This is a genomic window from Nocardiopsis camelliae, assembly GCF_028993595.1.
Classification (GTDB): domain Bacteria; phylum Actinomycetota; class Actinomycetes; order Streptosporangiales; family Streptosporangiaceae; genus Nocardiopsis; species Nocardiopsis dassonvillei.
In genome coordinates this window covers 5,749,349-5,767,646 of record NZ_CP118614.1, presented here as the reverse complement: position 1 = coordinate 5,767,646, position 18,298 = coordinate 5,749,349, and the positions used below count along the sequence as shown (strand labels likewise).

General features: G+C 71.5%; 16 protein-coding genes and 1 tRNA gene. 11 read left to right on the top strand and 6 right to left on the bottom strand.

Translation table 11 applies throughout. The features are described 5' to 3' along the window. Positions 1 to 154: 154 nt before the first annotated feature. The 8 genes from galU (at position 155) to PV789_RS25105 (ending at position 6,782) form a co-directional block, all read left to right on the top strand. The gene (gene galU / locus PV789_RS25140; protein ID WP_061079972.1) at positions 155 to 1,093 is read left to right on the top strand and encodes a UTP--glucose-1-phosphate uridylyltransferase GalU; all 939 of its coding nucleotides are present in this window, start codon (positions 155 to 157) and stop codon (positions 1,091 to 1,093) included. A gap of 136 nt (positions 1,094 to 1,229) precedes the next feature. Further along, a complete protein-coding gene (gene glp, locus PV789_RS25135) occupies positions 1,230 to 2,462 on the top strand; it encodes a molybdotransferase-like divisome protein Glp (protein WP_274974834.1) in 1,233 nt (410 codons plus the stop codon). Positions 2,463 to 2,600: 138 nt separating this feature from the next. Beyond that, on the top strand, positions 2,601 to 3,110 hold the full coding sequence (gene moaC, locus PV789_RS25130) for a cyclic pyranopterin monophosphate synthase MoaC (protein WP_274974833.1): 510 nt from the start codon (positions 2,601 to 2,603) through the stop codon (positions 3,108 to 3,110). Continuing rightward, entirely contained in the window at positions 3,103 to 3,621 is a 519-nt protein-coding gene (locus PV789_RS25125; protein WP_274974832.1) for a MogA/MoaB family molybdenum cofactor biosynthesis protein, read from the top strand. Before moaC ends, PV789_RS25125 begins: the two co-directional genes overlap by 8 nt. 250 nt (positions 3,622 to 3,871) lie before the next feature. Then, entirely contained in the window at positions 3,872 to 4,591 is a 720-nt protein-coding gene (locus PV789_RS25120) for a GNAT family N-acetyltransferase (RefSeq protein WP_212642717.1), read from the top strand. A 395-nt stretch (positions 4,592 to 4,986) separates the two neighbouring features. Next, complete coding sequence (gene sepX, locus PV789_RS25115; RefSeq protein ID WP_274974831.1) at positions 4,987 to 5,622, top strand: divisome protein SepX/GlpR; 636 nt, start codon at positions 4,987 to 4,989, stop codon at positions 5,620 to 5,622. 136 nt (positions 5,623 to 5,758) lie between these two features. Then, a tRNA-Ala gene (locus PV789_RS25110) sits at positions 5,759 to 5,832 on the top strand. 329 nt (positions 5,833 to 6,161) lie between these two features. Next, positions 6,162 to 6,782 carry a TetR/AcrR family transcriptional regulator gene (locus PV789_RS25105; RefSeq protein ID WP_274974830.1) on the top strand — a complete coding sequence of 207 codons (621 nt, stop codon included), beginning with the start codon at positions 6,162 to 6,164 and terminating at the stop codon, positions 6,780 to 6,782. Between the two features lie 259 nt (positions 6,783 to 7,041). Here PV789_RS25105 and PV789_RS25100 read toward each other — a convergent pair whose 3' ends face one another. After that, on the bottom strand, positions 7,042 to 7,767 hold the full coding sequence (locus PV789_RS25100; protein WP_274974829.1) for a response regulator: 726 nt from the start codon (positions 7,765 to 7,767) through the stop codon (positions 7,042 to 7,044). Between the two features lie 1,127 nt (positions 7,768 to 8,894). Here PV789_RS25100 and PV789_RS25095 point away from each other — a divergent pair. Further along, positions 8,895 to 9,497 carry a hypothetical protein gene (locus tag PV789_RS25095; RefSeq protein WP_274974828.1) on the top strand — a complete coding sequence of 201 codons (603 nt, stop codon included), beginning with the start codon at positions 8,895 to 8,897 and terminating at the stop codon, positions 9,495 to 9,497. Positions 9,498 to 9,539: 42 nt separating this feature from the next. Here PV789_RS25095 and PV789_RS25090 read toward each other — a convergent pair whose 3' ends face one another. The 4 genes from PV789_RS25090 to iscB form a co-directional block, all read right to left on the bottom strand. Next, positions 9,540 to 9,848: a sec-independent translocase gene (locus PV789_RS25090; RefSeq protein ID WP_274974827.1), complete on the bottom strand. Its 309-nt coding sequence runs from the start codon at positions 9,846 to 9,848 to the stop codon at positions 9,540 to 9,542. Positions 9,849 to 10,102: 254 nt separating this feature from the next. Beyond that, positions 10,103 to 10,306: a cold-shock protein gene (locus PV789_RS25085; RefSeq protein ID WP_013155080.1), complete on the bottom strand. Its 204-nt coding sequence runs from the start codon at positions 10,304 to 10,306 to the stop codon at positions 10,103 to 10,105. A gap of 309 nt (positions 10,307 to 10,615) precedes the next feature. Next, a complete protein-coding gene (locus tag PV789_RS25080; RefSeq protein WP_274974826.1) occupies positions 10,616 to 12,250 on the bottom strand; it encodes a dolichyl-phosphate-mannose--protein mannosyltransferase in 1,635 nt (544 codons plus the stop codon). 28 nt (positions 12,251 to 12,278) lie between these two features. Then, entirely contained in the window at positions 12,279 to 13,739 is a 1,461-nt protein-coding gene (iscB, locus tag PV789_RS25075) for an RNA-guided endonuclease IscB (protein WP_274974825.1), read from the bottom strand. Here iscB and rsmI point away from each other — a divergent pair. Then, positions 13,675 to 14,553 (top strand): 16S rRNA (cytidine(1402)-2'-O)-methyltransferase, encoded by an 879-nt coding sequence (gene rsmI / locus PV789_RS25070; protein WP_475466206.1) that lies wholly within the window; start codon positions 13,675 to 13,677, stop codon positions 14,551 to 14,553. The two genes, iscB and rsmI, sit on opposite strands and share 65 nt — an antisense overlap. An 89-nt stretch (positions 14,554 to 14,642) precedes the next feature. Beyond that, positions 14,643 to 15,305, top strand: coding sequence for an AIM24 family protein (locus PV789_RS25065; protein ID WP_274974823.1), 663 nt, complete (start codon positions 14,643 to 14,645; stop codon positions 15,303 to 15,305). A 312-nt stretch (positions 15,306 to 15,617) separates the two neighbouring features. Here PV789_RS25065 and secD read toward each other — a convergent pair whose 3' ends face one another. Further along, entirely contained in the window at positions 15,618 to 18,284 is a 2,667-nt protein-coding gene (gene secD / locus PV789_RS25060; RefSeq protein ID WP_274974822.1) for a protein translocase subunit SecD, read from the bottom strand. Positions 18,285 to 18,298 lie beyond the last annotated feature (14 nt).

Sequence of the window (18,298 nt, the reverse complement as noted above, 5' to 3'; positions counted from 1 at the left end):
CCCAGTGTGGCACCGCCCCGAACCGGCCGGTTGCCCCGCGCGGTGAACACGCGGTGGCGGGCCGCCCTCCGCGGTCCGAAACGATCCGTACTTCTTGGCGCCCTCCTGTGTGTGGAGGCGCGGAGACGGCCGACCGCTGGCCTAAAGTGCCGACATGAACGACTCCACCGACCAGAAGCGACCCTCCGGTTCCGTGTCCGTCACGAAGGCGGTCGTACCCGCCGCGGGCCTGGGCACGCGCTTCCTGCCCGCGACCAAGGCCACGCCCAAGGAGATGCTGCCGATCGTGGACAAGCCCGCGATCCAGTACGTCGTGGAGGAGGCGGTGGCCGCCTCCCTCCAGGACGTCCTGATGATCACGGGTCGCAGCAAGCGCTCCATCGAGGACCACTTCGACCGGGCCTACGAGCTGGAGGAGGCGCTGGAGGCCAAGGGTGACGACGCCCGGCTCCGCTCGGTGCGTGAGTCCAGCGACCTCGCCCAGGTGCACTACGTCCGCCAGGGCGAGCCGCGCGGTCTGGGCCACGCGGTGCTGTGCGCGGAGGCGCACGTGGGCGACAACCCCTTCGCCGTCCTGCTGGGCGACGACCTCATCGAGTCCGCAGACCTGCTGCGCCGCATGATCGAGGTGCGCGAGCGCCACGGCGGCAGCGTCGTCGCCCTCATGGAGGTGGAGCCCGAGCAGGTGTCCCTGTACGGGTGCGCGGGCATCGAGCCCACCGACGAGGACGACGTCGTCACCGTCACCGACCTGGTCGAGAAGCCCGCCCCCGAGCAGGCGCCGAGCCGCTGGGCGATCATCGGCCGCTACGTCTGCGACCCGGCGGTCTTCCCCGTCCTGCACGAGACCCCGCCCGGCCGGGGCGGCGAGATCCAGTTGACCGACGCCCTGCGCGAGCTGGCCCGGCGCAAGCCCGAGGACGGCGGCACGGTGCACGGCGTCCTCTTCCGAGGCCGCCGCTACGACACCGGCAACAAGGCCGACTACATCCGCACGGTCGTGGACTTCGCCTGCCGCCGCCCCGACCTCGCCGACGAACTGCTGCCCTGGCTGCGCGACTTCGTCGACCGCGCGCAGGCCCAGCGCCCCTGACCGGGGACCCGGGGCGCCCCGACCGGGGCCCGGCGCGCCGCATATGGGGCCGGACGCGGCAAGAATGGGGCGTGAGCCGTCTCCTGAGGGAGGGGAGGCGGGGCCACCACAGGAACCGCGAACCGGGAGGAACCCCGTGAAGAGCGTCGAACAGCACGTCGCCGACGTCCTGGCACTGATCCCCGAGCCCGTGCCGACCGAGCTGGACCTGCTCCAGGCACACGGCGCCGTGCTGGCCGAGGCCGTCACCTCGCCCGTGTCGCTGCCGGGCTTCGACAACTCGTCCATGGACGGGTACGCGGTGCGCGCCGCGGACCTGGAGTCGGCCTCGCCGGACAACCCCGTAAGGCTGCCGGTCGTGGCCGACATCCCGGCGGGGGACCCCTCCCCGACGGCTGTCCTGCCCGGCAGGTCCGCCCGGATCATGACCGGCGCGCCCATGCCCTCGGGGGCGGACGCGGTGGTCCCGGTCGAGTGGACCGACGGCGGCACGGCCAGCGTGACCTTCGACCGGCCGGTGAAGGAGGGCAACGCCGTGCGCCGCGCGGGGGACGACGTCACCGCGGGCGCCACCGTGCTGCGGCCCGGCGTGCGCGTCGGCCCGGGGGAGATGGGCGTCCTGGCGGCCGTCGGGCGCCGCTCGGTGCCGGTCTACGCCCGCCCCCGCGTGATGGTGCTCTCCACCGGTGAGGAGCTGGTCGAGCCAGGGCGCCCGCTCGGCCCCGGCCAGATCTGGGAGTCCAACAGCTTCATGATCGCCGCCGCCGCGCGCGACGCCGGGTGCGAGGTGCACCGCCACGGGTTCGTGGGCGACCACCCCCAGACGGTGCGCGACACGTTGGACGACCTGCTGGTGCGCGCCGACGTCGTGGTGACCACGGGCGGCGTGAGCATGGGCGCCCACGACGTGGTCAAGGAGGTGCTCACCCGCGAGGGCACCGTGGAGTTCGTCCAGGTGGCGATGCAGCCGGGCAAGCCCCAGGGCTTCGGCGTCATCGGCCCGGACCGGACCCCCATCATCACGCTGCCCGGCAACCCGGTGAGCGCCTTCGTGTCCTTCCAGGTCTTTGTCCGTCCCGCGCTGCGCCGCCTGCGCGGGCTCGACCCCCGGCCGCTGCCGAGCATGCGCGCCCTGCTCACCTCGCCGGTCACCTCCCCGCCCGGGCGACGCTCCTTCCTGCGCGCGGTGCTGGAGGAGTCCCCCTACGGCCGCGACGCCGAGTCCACGGTGTCCCCGGCGTCGCACCAGGGCTCGCACCAGCTGTCCGCCCTGGCCGGGGCCAACGCGCTCGTGGTGGTGCCCGAGGAGGTGACCGAACTGGCCGCGGGCAGCCGCGTCGAGGTGGTGCGCCTGCCCGAACCGGCCTGAGCCGCGCCCGCCCGGGTCCGCGGACCCGGGGACCGGGGGCCCCGGGAGTGCCGTACGGTCGTGGTGGCGCGCTCCGGCGCGCCCGGACGGGGCCGACCGGCCGCGTCCCGCGTTCCGAGCGGAGGAGTTGGCGGGCCCATGACCGACACCCCACGGCGGGAGGGGGCCGACCACCCCTCCGGGTTCACCCACCTGGACGGGTCCGGCGCCGCCCGCATGGTCGACGTCTCGCAGAAGACGGTGAGCGCGCGCACCGCCACCGCGTCGGGGCGGGTGCTGCTCGGCCCCGGGGCCGTCGCCGCCCTGCGCGGGGGAGAGGTGCCCAAGGGCGACGCCCTGGCCGTCGCCCGGATCGCCGGGATCCAGGCGGCCAAGCGCACCCCCGACCTGGTGCCCCTGTGCCACCCCATCGCCGTGCACGGGGTGGACGTGGACCTCACCGTCGTGGACGCGGGCGTGGACATCCGTGCCACGGTCCGCACCGCCGACCGCACCGGCGTGGAGATGGAGGCGCTCACCTGCGTCATGGCCGCGGCCCTCGGACTGGTGGACATGGTCAAGGCGATCGACCCGGCGGCCGAGGTCACCGGGGTGCGCGTCGAGGAGAAGACCGGCGGCAGGAAGGGCCACTGGAGGCGCGGTGACTGACGCCGGGGCCCTCACCCCCCGCGTGGCGGTCGTCACTGCGTCCAACCGGGCGGCGGCGGGAGTGTACCCGGACCGCTCCGGGCCGGTCGTGGCCGAGGGGCTGCGCGGGATCGGCTGCGCGGTCGTGGGACCGTGGGTGGTCCCCGACGGCGAACCCGTGGCCCGGGCCATCGGCCGCGCTTTGGACGAGCGGCTCGACGCCGTCGTCACCACCGGGGGGACCGGGCTGACCCCGCACGACCACACGCCCGAGGTGACGCGCGCGCTGCTGTCCTACGAGATCCCCGGGATCGCCGAGGCGCTGCGGGCCGCGGGCCGGGACAAGGGCGTGCCCACGGCGATCCTGTCGCGCGGCCTGGCCGGGGTCGCCGAGCGCGCGGGGCACCGGATGCTCGTGGTCAACCTGCCCGGCTCCCGGGGCGGTGCCGCCGACGGGATGGAGGTGCTGGCGCCGGTGCTGCGGCACGCGGTGGACCAGCTGCGCGGAGGCGACCACGCCCGCTCCGAATGACACCGGACAATGACCGGAATCACATCCCGGGCATTCCGACCGTTGAGAATTCCTTGGGGCAGGGCCGGTTTTCGGTACGGGAGTATTGGAGTTAAGAATCATCCGATTCTTGCCCGCTGGGGCGACCGCAGCCATGCCGCGCCCCCGGGAGTGGAATACTGGAGCCCGTCACCGGCGACGGGAACCCGACGCCTCCGCGTCCGGTGTCGCAGCGCTGGGCTACGGTGCCGAGGGCATCGAAGGGACGGTCGTGAATCGCAGACATGGGTGGCCCGTCACCCTCCAGGAGGGTCCGGTCGTACTCCGGCCACTGCGGCTCCGCGACGCCGCGGCGCTCCGGGACACGCGTTCGCGCAACGAGGAGTGGCTGCGCCCCTGGGAGCCCACCTATCCGGAGATGCCGCTGCGCACCACCGGGCTCACCCCCTACGTCTCGATGCTCCAGTCCATCCGCCACGAGGCCAGGCAGGGCCTGTCCATGCCCTGGGCGGTCCTGTACGACGACAGGTTCGTCGGCCAGATCACGGTGGGTGCCATCGTGTGGGGCTCGGCCAGGTCGGCGCAGGTCGGTTACTGGATCGACAGCGCCCACGCCGGGCTCGGCATCACCCCGACCGCGGTCGCGCTGGCCGTGGACCACTCCTTCTTCCGCGTCGGGCTGCACCGGATCGAGGCCAACGTCCGGCCCGAGAACCGGGCGAGCAGACGCGTGGTCGCCAAACTGGGCTTTCGCGACGAGGGCGTGCGCAGGAGACAGCTGCACATCGACGGGGCCTGGCGCGACCACATCTGCTACGCGATCACCGCGGAGGAGGTCCCCCGGGGGCTGATGTACCGGTGGCGCCACGGGTCCTCTTCCGGGCCCTCCGGGGAACCCGGTTCCGGCCCCGGTTCCGCTTTGGGGCCACAGGACCCGAACGGCGGCCGGGATCCGCGCGATCCGGCGAGTCCGTACCCGGAGCCGAACTGAACGTGCCAACATCACAGAAGCATCCGGAACTTAAACCTGACTTTAGTGACATTGACTCATTACTTTGCGTTGAATTGGGACTGCACTCCGCAGTCGTTGGCTGACCTGTGCTTTCACCCCCGGGGTCAGGGCGTCCGAAACTGAGAGTCCACAATCTTGCGACACTCCGGTCAGAATGTGGCGCATTTATGGACACGGGGTCGTACCGTGCGGAACATAGACGCATTGACGATGCGGGCAACGCGTGGATATGGCGCACCGGAAACTTCCCGGGTCCGGGGAGGGACGGGGGCGGCCTTCCCCGGCGGGACGTCTCCGTCCCCCGGGACACCACGCGGCGCGGTGTCGACGAGGTGTCGATCAACGTCCAGTGGCCGTCATCGTGAGGAGGGGTGATGAGCAGCTCTCCTCTGTACCTGGCCATCGTGGTGGTGTGGCTCATAGTCCTGGTGCCGATGCTGCTGCGGAAGGACCCCGACACCTTCCACGAGGACCCGCGGGAGGACGACGAACCCGCGGAGACCGAGGCCCGGGAGGACGCCGAGGGGCGTGCGGAGGACCCGGACGCCACCGAGACCCAGGTCCTGGGCCGTGACGATTACGACACCGCCCCGGCGGACGCCCCCGCGCACGGCGGGGACGCGCCGCGTCCGGGGCGCTACCGCGCCGAGTCCGGGCCGCGCGCCCGCGTCATCGCCCGCCGCCGCCGTCGCACCACGACGCTGACCCTGGTGAACGCCGCCACCCTCGTGGCCGTGGCCCTCGGGCTGGGGCCCTGGTGGGTGGCGGCCCCGCCGGTGCTGCTGTTCGCCGGACACCTTGTCCTGCTCCGGGAGGCCGCCAAGGCCGACGCCGAGCGCAGGGAGGCGGCCCGGCGGGCCCGCCGCCGGGAGGTCCTGCGCGCCCGCCGGGACGAGGCGGAGCGGCGGCGCGAGGCCGAGCGGGAGGCCGAGGTGATCGCGCTCAAGGAGCGGCGCAGCCAGGTCTACGACCAGTACGCGGACGCCCGGCTGCGGGCGGCCGGGGACTGACCGGGCCCGGGTCCGGACCGGCAGCGGTCCGGGCCCGGGGCCGGAGCAGCTCCGGGCCAGGAGCTGCTCCGGGTCCGATCCGGGAGAAGCCGGTTCGGACCACTCCGGGTTTCCTGCTAATGTGGATCACGTCTTCGGGGCTATGGCGCAGTCCGGTAGCGCACCTCGTTCGCATCGAGGGGGTCTGGGGTTCAAATCCCCATAGCTCCACCGCAGACAGCAAGGCCCCTCCCGAACCCGGGAGGGGCCTTCGCCGTGTTCAGGGGGCGGTCCTGGAAGATTTCCGGGAGGTCTCCGGTGCGGAGGGGCCCGCACGGCGCCCCGGCGCACACGGCCGGGCGGGGTCCGGTCCGGAGGCGGTGCTGCTGTTCCCTGCGGCGGGAGGTCGTTTCCGGACCGGAGCCCCGAGTGTCACCGGCGAAGCGGCTATCCCCTGTCGCGGGGCGGCCGGTACCCCTCCAGCGTACTCCCCGCCCGCGCTGCGGGGCAGGCCTCCGTGATCTTTACAGTGGCAACCCGCCGTCGTAGGGTGCGGGGTCATGGCAGACGGATACCACCACGGGAACCTCAGGGCCGCCGTCCTGGAGAAGGCGGCCGAGGTCATCGCCAGGGAGGGGCCCTACTCCTTCAGCCTGCGCTCGCTGGCGCTCGAACTCGGGGTCAGCCACACCGCCCCCCGGCACCACTTCGGCAGCCGCGAGGGCGTGCTCAACGCCCTGGCCGCCGAGGGCTTCCGCGAACTGGCCGCGCGGCTGCGGGCCAACCGCGAGTCCGGCGGGGGCTTCCTGGAGGCGGGCGTGGAGTACGTGCGCTTCGCGACCGGCCACCCGGCGCACTTCGACGTGATGTTCGCCCCCAGCCTGCTGAGCGAGGACGACGCGGAGCTGAACGCCGCGCGCACGGCGGCCTTCGACGAGCTCCGCGCCGGTGTGGAGTCCCTGGCCGAGGAGGGCCGGGAGGTCGAGGACTCGGCCGCCGCCATGGTCGCGGGCTGGTCGGTCGTGCACGGCATCGCCACGCTCTCCCTCACGGGGAACCTGGAGGGCTCGGGGTTCGGGGACCTGTTCCGCGACGCCGACCTGCTCACCGTCACCCGCCGCAGCGCCGGACTGCTCTTCGGCCCGTCCGCCGCGGGCCGGGACCCCTCCGCGGGGGAGTAGAGCCGCCCGGGGCTGTTGCCGACCGGCCGCAGGGCTCCCGACCGGCCGCGGGGCTCCCGACCGGCCGCGGGGCGCGAGCCGAACCGCGCCGGGGCTCCCGGGCGCCCCTGTGCGGTCCGCCGTGCGCAGGACGCGCCCACGCGGGCGCTCTCGGTGCTCTTGGGGCTCGTGGTGCTCCTGATGCCGGACGGGCCCCAGCGTCCGGCTGGCGGCCGTACGGCGGTCGCGGGCCGGAGGCGGCGCGGCCCGGCGGGAGGCCTCAGCGCCCGGAGACGTACTCGGCCCGGACGGCGTAGATGGCGGCCTCGGTGCGCGAGTGCACCTGGAGCTTCTCCAGGATCTTGCGGACGTGGTTCTTGACGGTGTTCTCGGTGATGAACAGCCGCTCCCCGATCTCCCGGTTGTTCAGGGAGCGGGCCAGCAGCTTGAGCACCTCGGTCTCGCGCCGGGTCAGCTCGGGGATGGTCGTGCGGCTGGGCGGGGCGCTCTCCTGCTTGGCCAGCTCGGCGAACTCCCCGATGAGCTTGGTCGCCATCGCCGGGTTGATGAACGAGTCGCCCTTGACGATGGCGCGTACCGCCTCGGCGAGTTCGGTCACCGAGATGGCCTTGAGCAGGTAGCCCGTCGCCCCGGCCTTGAGCGCGTCGAACAGGTCGCTCTCGTCATCGCTCATCGTCAGCATGATGAACCTGGTGTGCGGCACCGCCTCACGGATGCGCGAGCAGGCGTCGATGCCGCTGGTGTGCGGCATCATCACGTCCATGATGACCACGTCCGGACGCAGCTCGGCGGCCAGGCGGACGGCTTCCTCCCCGTCGTTGGCCTCGTCGACCACGTCGATGTCGGGCTCCTCGTCCAGGACCGACACCAGGCCCCGGCGGAACAGCGCGTGGTCGTCCACGACCATGGCGCGGATCGGGGCGGCCGGAGAGGCGGGCTCCCCAGGATAGGGGGCCTGCGCGGGGAAGAGAGAGTGTGCGCTCATGGGTCGCCTACCCGTCCCGTCCCTGGCCGAGTGACGGGCTCTCGCGCACCGGGGACCCGGGTCTGTCCGGGCGGACGCGGTGCGGGCATGTCCGACCGCCGGCCAGGAGAAGGGCCGGCCGGGGGAGAGAGACGCGCATGGAGACCTCCTGCTGGGGCTGCTCATTGTCTCATGTGCGTTCGGTGAGCGGAGTGGTAACGGACGAACTCACCGCCCGCTACCCCGGGCGCGTCCGGGGGAAACGGTGCGAACGGCACCGGGGAACGGCCGCGGAAGGGCGACGCCGCCATGGTCGGGGAAGGGGGAAGTGGGATATGCGGTTTTGTGCATGACCGAAACACCTGTTCTGCGGGCCCCCTCTCCGGGGGCGCGCCCGGGCGGCTGGGCCGAGGGCGCCATGACGCAGAGTCACGTTCCGACAGAACGGATGTGATGGTGCAAAGTTGGGCATAGCTCTGCTTTCCGACATTAAGTTCAACAGGTTCTCCCTGGTAACAGCCCGTGTTGATCTCCGGGGCCGCCCCCAAACGCGCCGCCGGATATCCCGATTTCCCGTCCCGGGGAAATGGGAACGCCGTCGCTCTCCGTTATATTCATGGTGTGGATTTGACCTGGCGGATGTCTTGTTTTGGCAGGCCGCCAAGCTGCCAGGTGTTCTGGCTACGGTAATGGAAACCCTTCTGAACTGGGGAAACGAGTCAGGATTCGTTTATTTGGTCCATGCTTCGGCGGGCCTCGGTGGTGCCCGTGCCATAAAATGATGAACATTCGTCCACGGGTCTTGCGGACCGAGAGTGCTCTACGCCATCGTTGTCCTGGGATGGGCTGGAAGCCAATACGAAAGGTAGATGCCATGACCACGCACGTGATTACCGCCCGTGACAGCGGGTGGTCCTGGCTGTAACCAGCCCGCCGAAAGGGTTCCGCCGAACCCCGGCACAGGGACCCGACCGGACCCCCGAGGACCGGTCGGGTCCTTCTTCGTCCCCGCCCCCGCCTTTCCGGCACGCACCGCCGCCGGAAGGCCCGAGGGCGGGGATTTGACCGAGCGCGGCACCGGGTAGGGATCCGGACACCGAACCCCGGCCCCGGCAGGGGCCCACCGCGCGACCGTGAAGGGGCGGACCGTGTCCGACTCCCCGAAGTACCCCGGCGGATACCACCCCGAGGAGTTCCCGCCGCAGGACCCCCCGACCACGCCGCAGGACTCCGTGTCCCCGACGCGGGAGCACCGGCCGCCGCCGGAGACCGCACCGGTGGGGGGATACGAGCCCCCGCCCCCCGAACCCCCGCCTCCCGGGCCGCGCGAGACCACGGTCGAACCGGTGGAGGAGGAGCCCGTGGTCGCGGCGGAGCGCTTCCGGCGCACCACACCGGCCCGGCGCAAGGTCATCCCCGCCCGCAGGACGGGCGGGCACTGGCGGCTGCTCGCGGGAACGACGACCTACGTGATGGTGGTCGGCGGGATGGCGGACTACGTCGATCCGCAGACCCGCGCGCTCGCCCACCTGGTGTTCTGGCTGCTCATCGGGTGCGCGTTCCTGATCACGCTCAACCGCGAGCGCCGCCACGACTGGGAGCCGGGCCCGCGCTGGCCCTGGCTGGCCGGGGCCTTCGGCGGGGCGCTGGCGGTGGAGGTCCTGGTGCTGGCCTTCGGGTCCCCGGCGATCATCGTGGGCTCGGTGATCCTGCTGGGCCTGGCCCTGTTCGTGCTCATGCTCGTGGGGTGAGACCGACGAGCGGGGAGGGGACGCTCCGGCCGGGGGCCCGCGTCAGGTGGCCTCGTCGTCGAAGGGGGGGCGCTTGCCGTTCAGCCGGGCCACGGGCTTGTCCTCCTGCTCCTCTTCCTCCCAGAAGTGCTTCTGCACGAAGCGCCGGGGGTTGAGGTCCTGCACGTCGAAGTCCTTGAACTCCGGGCCCAGCCCCTCGCGGATGTCGTTGGAGGCGGAGTTGGCCATCGTCCGCAGCTGGCGCAGCACCCTGCCCACCTGCTGCGCCGCCTTGGGCAGCTGGTCCGGGCCGAAGATCAGCAGCGCGAGCAGGAGGAGGACGACGAACTCTCCTCCGCTGATGTTGAACATGCGCGACCTCAGTCCTTCGGTGTACCGACCGGCTTCAAGCAGGTTAACCGGTATCGGGAGGCTTGGGTAACCTCGCCCCGGTCGTCCGCAAAGGGGTGGACACGGGCCAGCCCCCCGCTCGTAGAGCGGAGGGCTGGGCGCGGGCGCTCCACCCGGTCCCGGCTGCTCGGGTGCGCCGTCAAGTAAGGGAACGCGGACGCGGACGGTGCCGTCGGGCGACCGGGAACTCCGTCGACCGCGTGGAAAGGACGGCCCTAGACCGCTTTGACGTCAGCGGCCTGCGGGCCCTTGGGGCCCTGGATGATGTCGAAGGTGACCTTCTGGTCCTCTTCCAGGTTCCGGAAGCCGGTGCCCGAGATCGCCGAGTAGTGGACGAAAACGTCGGGCTGACCGCCCTCGACGGCGATGAACCCGAAACCCTTCTCAGAGTTGAACCACTTCACGGTGCCCTGAGCCATGTGCACTCCCTTGGGGACTACTGCGGGGCCGCACCCTGCTGGCCCCGGGCCGCCGGGCGCCTGACCGACGGGTGAATCCCGCACCGGCGAGCGCCCACGTGAAGTTCCGCGAGGCGCCCCGGGCATCCATGGAAACTACAACAGCAACCAGTTGCTGACAGTACCAGGGAGGGTGCTGCCCTGCCGAGGCCTTCCACGCGGGAATCGCGCTCTTTCCCTGTCCTGTTTCGGCAACTCGCAACTGTTGATTTCCGTTCGCCGGACCACTAATGGGGCGCGGCGAACACGGATGCGCCGGGACGCCGTTCTCTAACCGCCGTTGCCGTAGATCCACACGTCGAACCACATGCGTTCACGCCACATACCCTCGTCGATCGGATACGCCGACAACACCGGGTAGAAGTAGGCGAAATTGGCCACGATCAACAGCAGGACCACGCCGTAGACGATGCCGCCCACCGCGCGCGTGTAGGGGGCGAAGCGCGGACTGTCCTCCCCTGCCCCCATCGCCAGGCCCAGCGCCAGCACGATCGCCAGGACCAGGAAGGGCAGCAGAGGGGCGGCGTAGAACAGGAACATGGGCCGGTCCGGGTAGGCGAACCACGGCAGCCACCCCGCGGCCACGGCCAGCAGCACCGCCCCGGCGCGCCAGTCGCGGAAGGTCACCCACCAGCCGAGCATCACCGTCAGCGCGAGCAGGCTGGACCACCAGATGACCGGCGTGCCGATGGAGACCACCGAGGTGACGCAGTCGCCCGTGGCGCACGAGGCGACCTCGCCGTTGTAGTGGAACATCACCGGGGTGCGCATGACCAGCCACTCCCACGGCGCGGAGATGTAGGCGTGGTCGCTGGTCAGGTCGGTGTGGAAGGTCATCATCCGCTGGTGGTAGTCCACCAGGCTCCACAGCGCCTCCACCGGCTCCCTCAGGAGGCCGGGCACCCACTCGGGCAGCATGCCGTCCGCGAAGTCGCGGTTGTAGCCGCCGCGGGTGAACAGCCACCCCGACCACGAGACCAGGTAGACGATCCCCGCGACCACCACGGTCTGCACGAACGCCGGGATCGCGTCGATGCCCAGCCACCGCCAGAAGAAGCCGCGCTGGCCGACGCTGCTGCGGGCCCCGTAGTCCCACGCCACCGTGAGCAGGCCGAACGCCGCGACGAAGAACAGGGCCGACCACTTGGTGCCCACCGCCAGACCGAAGCACAGTCCGGCCGCCAGCCGCCACCAGCGCATCCCCAGCCAGCCCACCGACACCAGGTCCCCGCCCGCCTCCGCCAGGCGGGCCATCCGCTCCCGGGTGCTGTCCCGGTCGATCACCAGGCACGCGAACCCGGCCAGGATCCACAGGGTGAGAAAGATGTCCACCATGGCGATGCGGCTCAGCGTGAAGTGCAGGCCGTCCAGCGCCATGATCAGGCCCGCCGTGCAGCCCAGCAGCACCGAGCGGGTCATCCGCGTGGCCAGCCGCACCAGGATGAGGACCGAGAGCACCCCGGCCACGGCGGAGGCGAACCGCCAGGCCTCGGGGGTCATGGTCGTGCCGAACGGCAGGAGCGACCACAGCCAGTCGCCCAGGGCGATCATCCACTTGCCCACCGGCGGGTGCACGATGAAGTCGCCCGTGCCGGTGAAGATGTCCTGGTACCCCTGCGCGAGCAGGTCGTCGGCCTCGACGGGCTCCTCGACGGTCTCGTGCTCGTAGCCGAAGTTCCAGAGCCCGTAGGCGTCCTTGGCGTAGTAGGTCTCGTCGAAGTAGATCCGGTCCGGCTGGCCGAGGTTGAAGAACCTCAGCGCCCCGGCGAACAGCGCGACGGCGAAGGCGCCCAGCCAACCCAGCCAGCGGGGCGCGGGGTTGACGGGCAGGAAGCGGGCGCGGATCCGCGCCGACCGCGGCGAGGGCGAGGGCTCTGCCTCGGAGAAAGGTGCGGTGGTGGTCATCGGGTGTACGGGGTGGATACTCCCGCCCTCAGGCGGTGGAGGGAGCCCCTGCCTCCTTCTGGGTGGTGTAGCCGTAACCGTCCGCTCGCTGGAACAGACAGAGGTTCTTCCATGAGGTCTTGATCGGCCCATGCGAGGTTTGCAGGGTGTGGCTCCCGCTGCTGCGCACCGCCACCCGGCCTGTGTGCGTCCCCGCGTTCATACCCGATGGCACGGCCGCTCGGGCCGGATCCCCGGTCTGGAAACCGAAGAACCGTTTGCGGCGGGGCAGACGCAACCGGGGGAAACCGTGCCTGTCCGCCCGGGTACGGGCGCAGGAGCCGCGCCCCGTGGCCCTGACGACCAGGATCGTTGGAACAGCCGTGGTGATGGCTTCGACCCTGCCCACGGCCAGGGCGTCCAGGCTGTGGGACTCGGGCAGGCGGTTGCGGGTGCGGTTCCACTTCGTCCGGCCTCCCGAGCCCACACGGGTGGGCAGGCACCCGTCCAGGGACCGCCACAGCGCCCACCGGGACGGACGACCCACCCAGGCCGGAGTGGTGTCCACTCGGTGCCGGAGGGAGGGAGGCAGCCACCCGCGTGGACGGGTGCGGTTGTCGAACCGGGCCGTCCGGTAACGCAGGTTACGAGAACGGCGTCCCTTTCTGTAGGCGGCGCGTTGGCGCATCCTCCTGGCGATCTGACCGCCTCGGTGGTCCAGCCGTACCGCGTGGCGGCCTCGGCGTTCTCCATCCCGGTCGGTGAACACGGCGATGCCGGTGCGCCTGCTGCCTGGGTCAACGCCTGTCTCGACCCCGTCGACCTCGGACCCGGTGGTGGTGCGATCCTTCAACCGGATGACGAAGGGGGTGTGTCGGGCCACGGTCGCCCGGCCCCGGGCCAGGAATCGGCGGGCCCGCGCGGGGTGGGTGGGTTGTAGCGGTGTGCCGTGGCGGTCCAGCACGAACACGTACGGGTGCCCCTTGCGGGGCGTGCTCTTCGGTGAACGGCCCTCACGGGCCTGCTCCCCGGCCCCTGAAGGCACGGGGGTGACGCCACCAGCGGTAGGTGAACCACCGGTGGTCTCCCCTCGCACATGTTCCACACCGGGTGCCACGCGCACGTGGCTTCCGCGCCCCGTTTCGTTCCCGTTCCTTGGAATGTCTGCTGACGCGGATTCCAGAGCAGGCCGCTGAGGAAGCACGGCCTGGTGGGTCTTCTCACCTGTGTGAAACGTAGCCAACTGGTCACCTCCCTGGTGTTGGCTGGTGCTGGTAACGCCAGGCCCTCGACCCGGGGGTCGAAAGCCCCGTCTTCGAGCGGGGAACGCGTTACCTCGGCTCGTAGGTTGGGGTCGGAGATGGTTGTCCTTTGCGGACGGACCACGAAACCAGGTTTCGGATGGCGTGATGAGCCAACCGTAGCGCGACAGGACGGGGATCACAGTGGTTGAGGGTGGAGCTGGGACGAGCGGAGGGACGGGAACCCTGACGCTCGCCGGTGTGCCCATCGGGAACGTGGAGGACGCGCCGCCCAGGCTGCTGCGCGCACTGGAGGGCGCCCGCGTCATCGCGGCAGAGGACACCCGAAGGCTACGCCAGTTCGCCTCCCGCGCGGACGTGCGCCTGGGCGGGGAGGCGGGCGCCCGCGTCGTGTCCTATTACGACGCCAACGAGAGCCGCCGCACCGACGAGCTGCTCGGCGACCTGCGCGCGGGGAGCGACGTCCTCGTCGTCACCGACGCCGGGATGCCGGGGGTGTCCGACCCCGGCTACCGGCTGGCCGCCGCCTGCGCGGGGGAGGGCATCCCGGTGACCGCCATCCCGGGGCCGTCCGCGGTCACCACGGCGCTCGTGGTCTCGGGCCTGCCCACCGACCGCTTCTGCTTCGAGGGCTTCCCGCCGCGCAAGGGCCTGTCGGGCTACCTGGCCGACCTGGCGGCCGAGCGCCGCACGATGGTGTTCTTCGAGAGCCCCCACCGCGTCGCCGCCACCCTGGAGGCGATGGCCGCGGCCTTCGGCGCCGACCGGCGCGCCGCCGTGTGCCGGGAGCTGACCAAGACCTACGAGGAGGTGCGCCGGGGCGGCCTCGGGGAGCTGGCCGCCTGGGCCGCCGAGGGGGTGCGGGGCGAGATCTCCCTCGTGGTGGAGGGCGCCCGCCGCGATCCGGGGACGGTCGGGGACGCCGACCTGGTCGCCGCGGCCTCCGGCCTGGAGGAGGAGGGCGTGCGCCGCAAGGAGGCGATCACCCGTGTGGCCAGGGAGTTCGGCGTCCCCAAGCGCCGGGTCTACGACCTGGTGCACGGGATCGTGTCCGCCGACTGACCGAAAACGGCGGGCCCGCGGCGGAACCTTTCCGGTTCTGGAGCGTCTGACCGGGTGAAACAGCCAGACCGTCGATGGGGAACACGTTCATGCGAAGCAACCTCTTCCAGCAGGCCCAGGAGACCAGCCAGCCGGGTATGCACCTGCAGAACCACAAGATGCTCCGGGTGGGCCTCAACGGCGAGTTCTTCGCCCGCCAGGGCGCCATGGTCGCCTACCAGGGCCAGGTCGACTTCTCCTACGAGGGGTCCGGCAGCGTCAGCAAGTTCTTCAAGAAGGCCTTCACCGGCGAGGGACTGCCGCTGATGAAGGTGTCCGGGCGCGGCGACGTGTTCCTGGCCCGCGACGCCTGGGACGTGCACCTGGTGGACCTGGAGGACGACCACCTCACGGTCAACGGCGACAACGTGCTCGCCTTCGAGGCCGGGCTGAGCTGGGACATCCGCCGCGTGGAGGGCGCGGGCATGGCCGCCGGGGGGCTCTTCAACACGGTCTTCAGCGGCCGGGGCAGGGTGGCCATCGCCTGCCACGGCGCCCCGGTGCTGATCAACGTCGACCAGCCGACCTTCGTGGACACCGACTCCGCGGTCGCCTGGTCCAGCTCGCTGAGCACGGGCGTGCGCCGCACGGCCAAGGCGGGCGCGCTCATCGGCCGCGGCAGCGGCGAGGCGCTCCAGCTCTCCTTCGAGGGTCAGGGCTTCGTCCTGGTGCAGGCCTCCGAGGGCGCGCCGGTCGCGGCCCAGACGGCCTGACCCGACAGGCGAAGGGCCCCGGGACGTGTCCCGGGGCCCTTCGCCTGTCGGCCCGCCGCGCCACCCGTGGGCGGCGCGGCGGGCCGTGTTTTTTTGGACCTCCGCTCCGCTTTGTCCCACCCGTCGCCCGCCACCACCCTCAACGGACGCCTGCGGCGCGGTCCTTCTTGTGTTCGGGCGCCCGGAGAACGGGAACCTTCGGTGTCTTCGGCGGGTTCGCTCGTTCCTCACGAACCCGCCTCCGCCACCTCCAGAACCCCGTGGGCGCCCGAACCAACCCCCACAAGCTGAGGCCCGGCCAAAGAACAGACCCTAGACGACGGCTCCGTCGTCGGCCTCGCGGGCGGCCTTGGCGGCCACCTTCTGCTTGGCCTTGCGCTCCTTGACCACGTGGGGCGGGTCGGTCTTGTCCCACCTCTGGAGCCAGATGGCCAGCGGGACGGCGACGAAGATCGTCGAGAGGACGCCCGTCGTCAGACCCACCAGCATGGCGATCGAGAAGTCCTGGAGCGAGGACCCGCCGAGGAAGGTCAGGAAGCCCAGGATGATCAGCGCGCCGATCGAGGTGTTCACGGTACGCGGCAGGGTGTTGAGCACCGCGCGGTTGGCGATCTCGGAGAACTTCGACTTCTCGTCGCGTGCCCACTCGTCGCGCACCCGGTCGAACACCACCACCGTGTCGTTGACGGAGAAGCCGATGACGCTCAGGAGCGCGGCGAGGAACACGCCGTCGATCGGCTTGCCCAGCCAGATGAACAGCCCGATCACCAGGACCAGGTTGAAGGCCAGCGACAGCATGGTGGACACGCCGAACGACCAGCGGAAGCGCCAGGCCAGGTAGACCATCTGGAGCGCGAGGGCCGCGCCCAGGGCGATCAGCGCCCGGTTGCGCAGCTCGTCGCCCATGCTCGGGCCGATCAGCTCGTCGCTGACCAGCTCCACGCCGCCGGTCTGCTCGCTCAGGGCGTCCGCGATCCGGGCCGCGTCGTCGTCGGAGATGCTGCCGGTGCGCACCGAGATGTCGCCGTCACCGGACTCCTGGACCACGGCCGTGTCCGAGCCGGGGAAGTTCAGCGCGGAGATGACGGAGCGGGCCTCGTCGACCGAGACGCCCTCCCCGCTGCTGACCTCGTACTCCAGCACGCGGCCGCCGGTGAACTCCACACCGAGGTTGGTGTCGCGGATCAGCGGGGCGGCGATCGCGGCCGCCACGATCAGACCCGCAACGATCAGGCCCTTGGTGCGGTGGCCCATGAGGTCGGGGTCCTTGGCGACCAGCCAGGTGCGGACGCCGCCGATGCGGTTCAGGCCGCTGACGGCCGGGTGCTTGCGCACGACCGCGCGGCGCACCGCCCACTCGACGAACACGCGCGCGATGACCAGCGCGGAGAACATCGAGACGAGGGTACCGATGCTCAGGGTCACACCGAAGCCCTGCACGGTGCCCGAGGCGAAGAAGAACAGCAGGGCGGCGGCGATGAGCGTGGTGATGTTGGTGTCGAGGACGGCGCTCCACGCCTTGCGGGAGCCCACGACGAACGCCTTCTCCAGGCTCGGCGGCACCGCCCGGCGCCGCTTGCGGGCGAGCACCCCGGACTCGGCCTTGGCGGCCTCGTCCTCGGTGGCGTCCCGCAGCCCGGCCGACTTGTTGGCCTCGTACACCTTCGCCTGGCGCTGGTGCTCCTCGCGTGTGCGTTCGAAGATCAGCACGTTGGCGTCGATGGCCATACCGATCGCCAGCACGAAGCCCGCCAGACCCGGCAGTGTCAGTGTGGCGTTGATGGCGACCAGGGCGCCGTAGGCGATGAGCGTGTAGAAGCCCAGGGCCAGGGCGGCCAGGAAGCCGACCAGCCGGTAGACCAGCGTGATGTAGAGCGTGGTGAAGGCCAGGCCCAGGATCGCGGCGACGGCGCTGGCCTGGATGGCCTCGGCGCCCAGGGTCGGGCCGACCGTCTGGCGCTGGACCTCGGTGACCGGCAGCGGCAGCGAGCCGCCCTCGATCAGCACGGCCAGGTCGTTGGAGGTCTCACTGGTGAAGTCGGGGCTGGTGATGGTGGTGGTGTTGCCGGGCATGCCCACGTCGCAGGCGAACTCCGGGTTCACCTCCGGGGCGGAGATGATCTGCCCGTCCAGCACGATGGCCACGCGGCGGCGCGGGTCGCCCTGGTCGTAGCAGGCGGCGTCGGCGGTCAGCGCGGTCCACTGGTCGGCGCCCTCGCCGCGGAAGTTGACGTTGACCGTCCACTGCGCGCGGTTGACGCTGTCCAGCGCGGCCTCGGCGCTGGCCACCTGGTCGCCCTTGATGGCGGTCTCGCCGAGCTGGAGCTGGGTGCCGTCGGAGTCGGGGAGCGTCATCACGACGTCCTCGGGGTTCTCCGCGCTGGGACCGGCGGGGGGCTGCTGGCCGCCCATGCCCCCCATGCCGCCCTGCTGCGCCATGAGCTCTTCGAGCTGCTCCTGGGTCATCTCCCCGCCGCCGCCCTCGGCGGCCTCGTCACCGCCCTCGGCCGCGGCGTCGGACGGGGCGCGCGCCTCGTCCGCGGTGGCCTGCGGGGCGTTGGCGGAGTCGCCCGGGGCGGGCGCCTGCACGCCCTGGCCGCCGGCCTGGCCCACGCCCAGCACCGGGTGGAAGGACAGCTGGGCGGTCTGGCCGATGATCTGCGCGGCCTCCGCCGGGTCCTGCACACCGGGCAGCTCGACGATGATCCGGTTCTCGCCCGAGCGCGACATGGTCGCCTCGGACACGCCCAGGCGGTCGATGCGCTGGCGCAGCACCTCGACGACCTGGTCGGTGTTCTCGGAGTTGGCGGGTGTGCCCTCGGGGCCGTCCTGGGTCTCCAGGACGATCTGCGTGCCGCCGCTGAGGTCGAGCCCCAGACGCGGCGGGATGAACCACGCCGCGCCGAACGCGACGAGGATGACGAGAAGGGAGATGAGGGCGCGTGTCCAACGCGCGCCCGCTCCCGTTTGACTGGACAAGGACCTGGTACCTC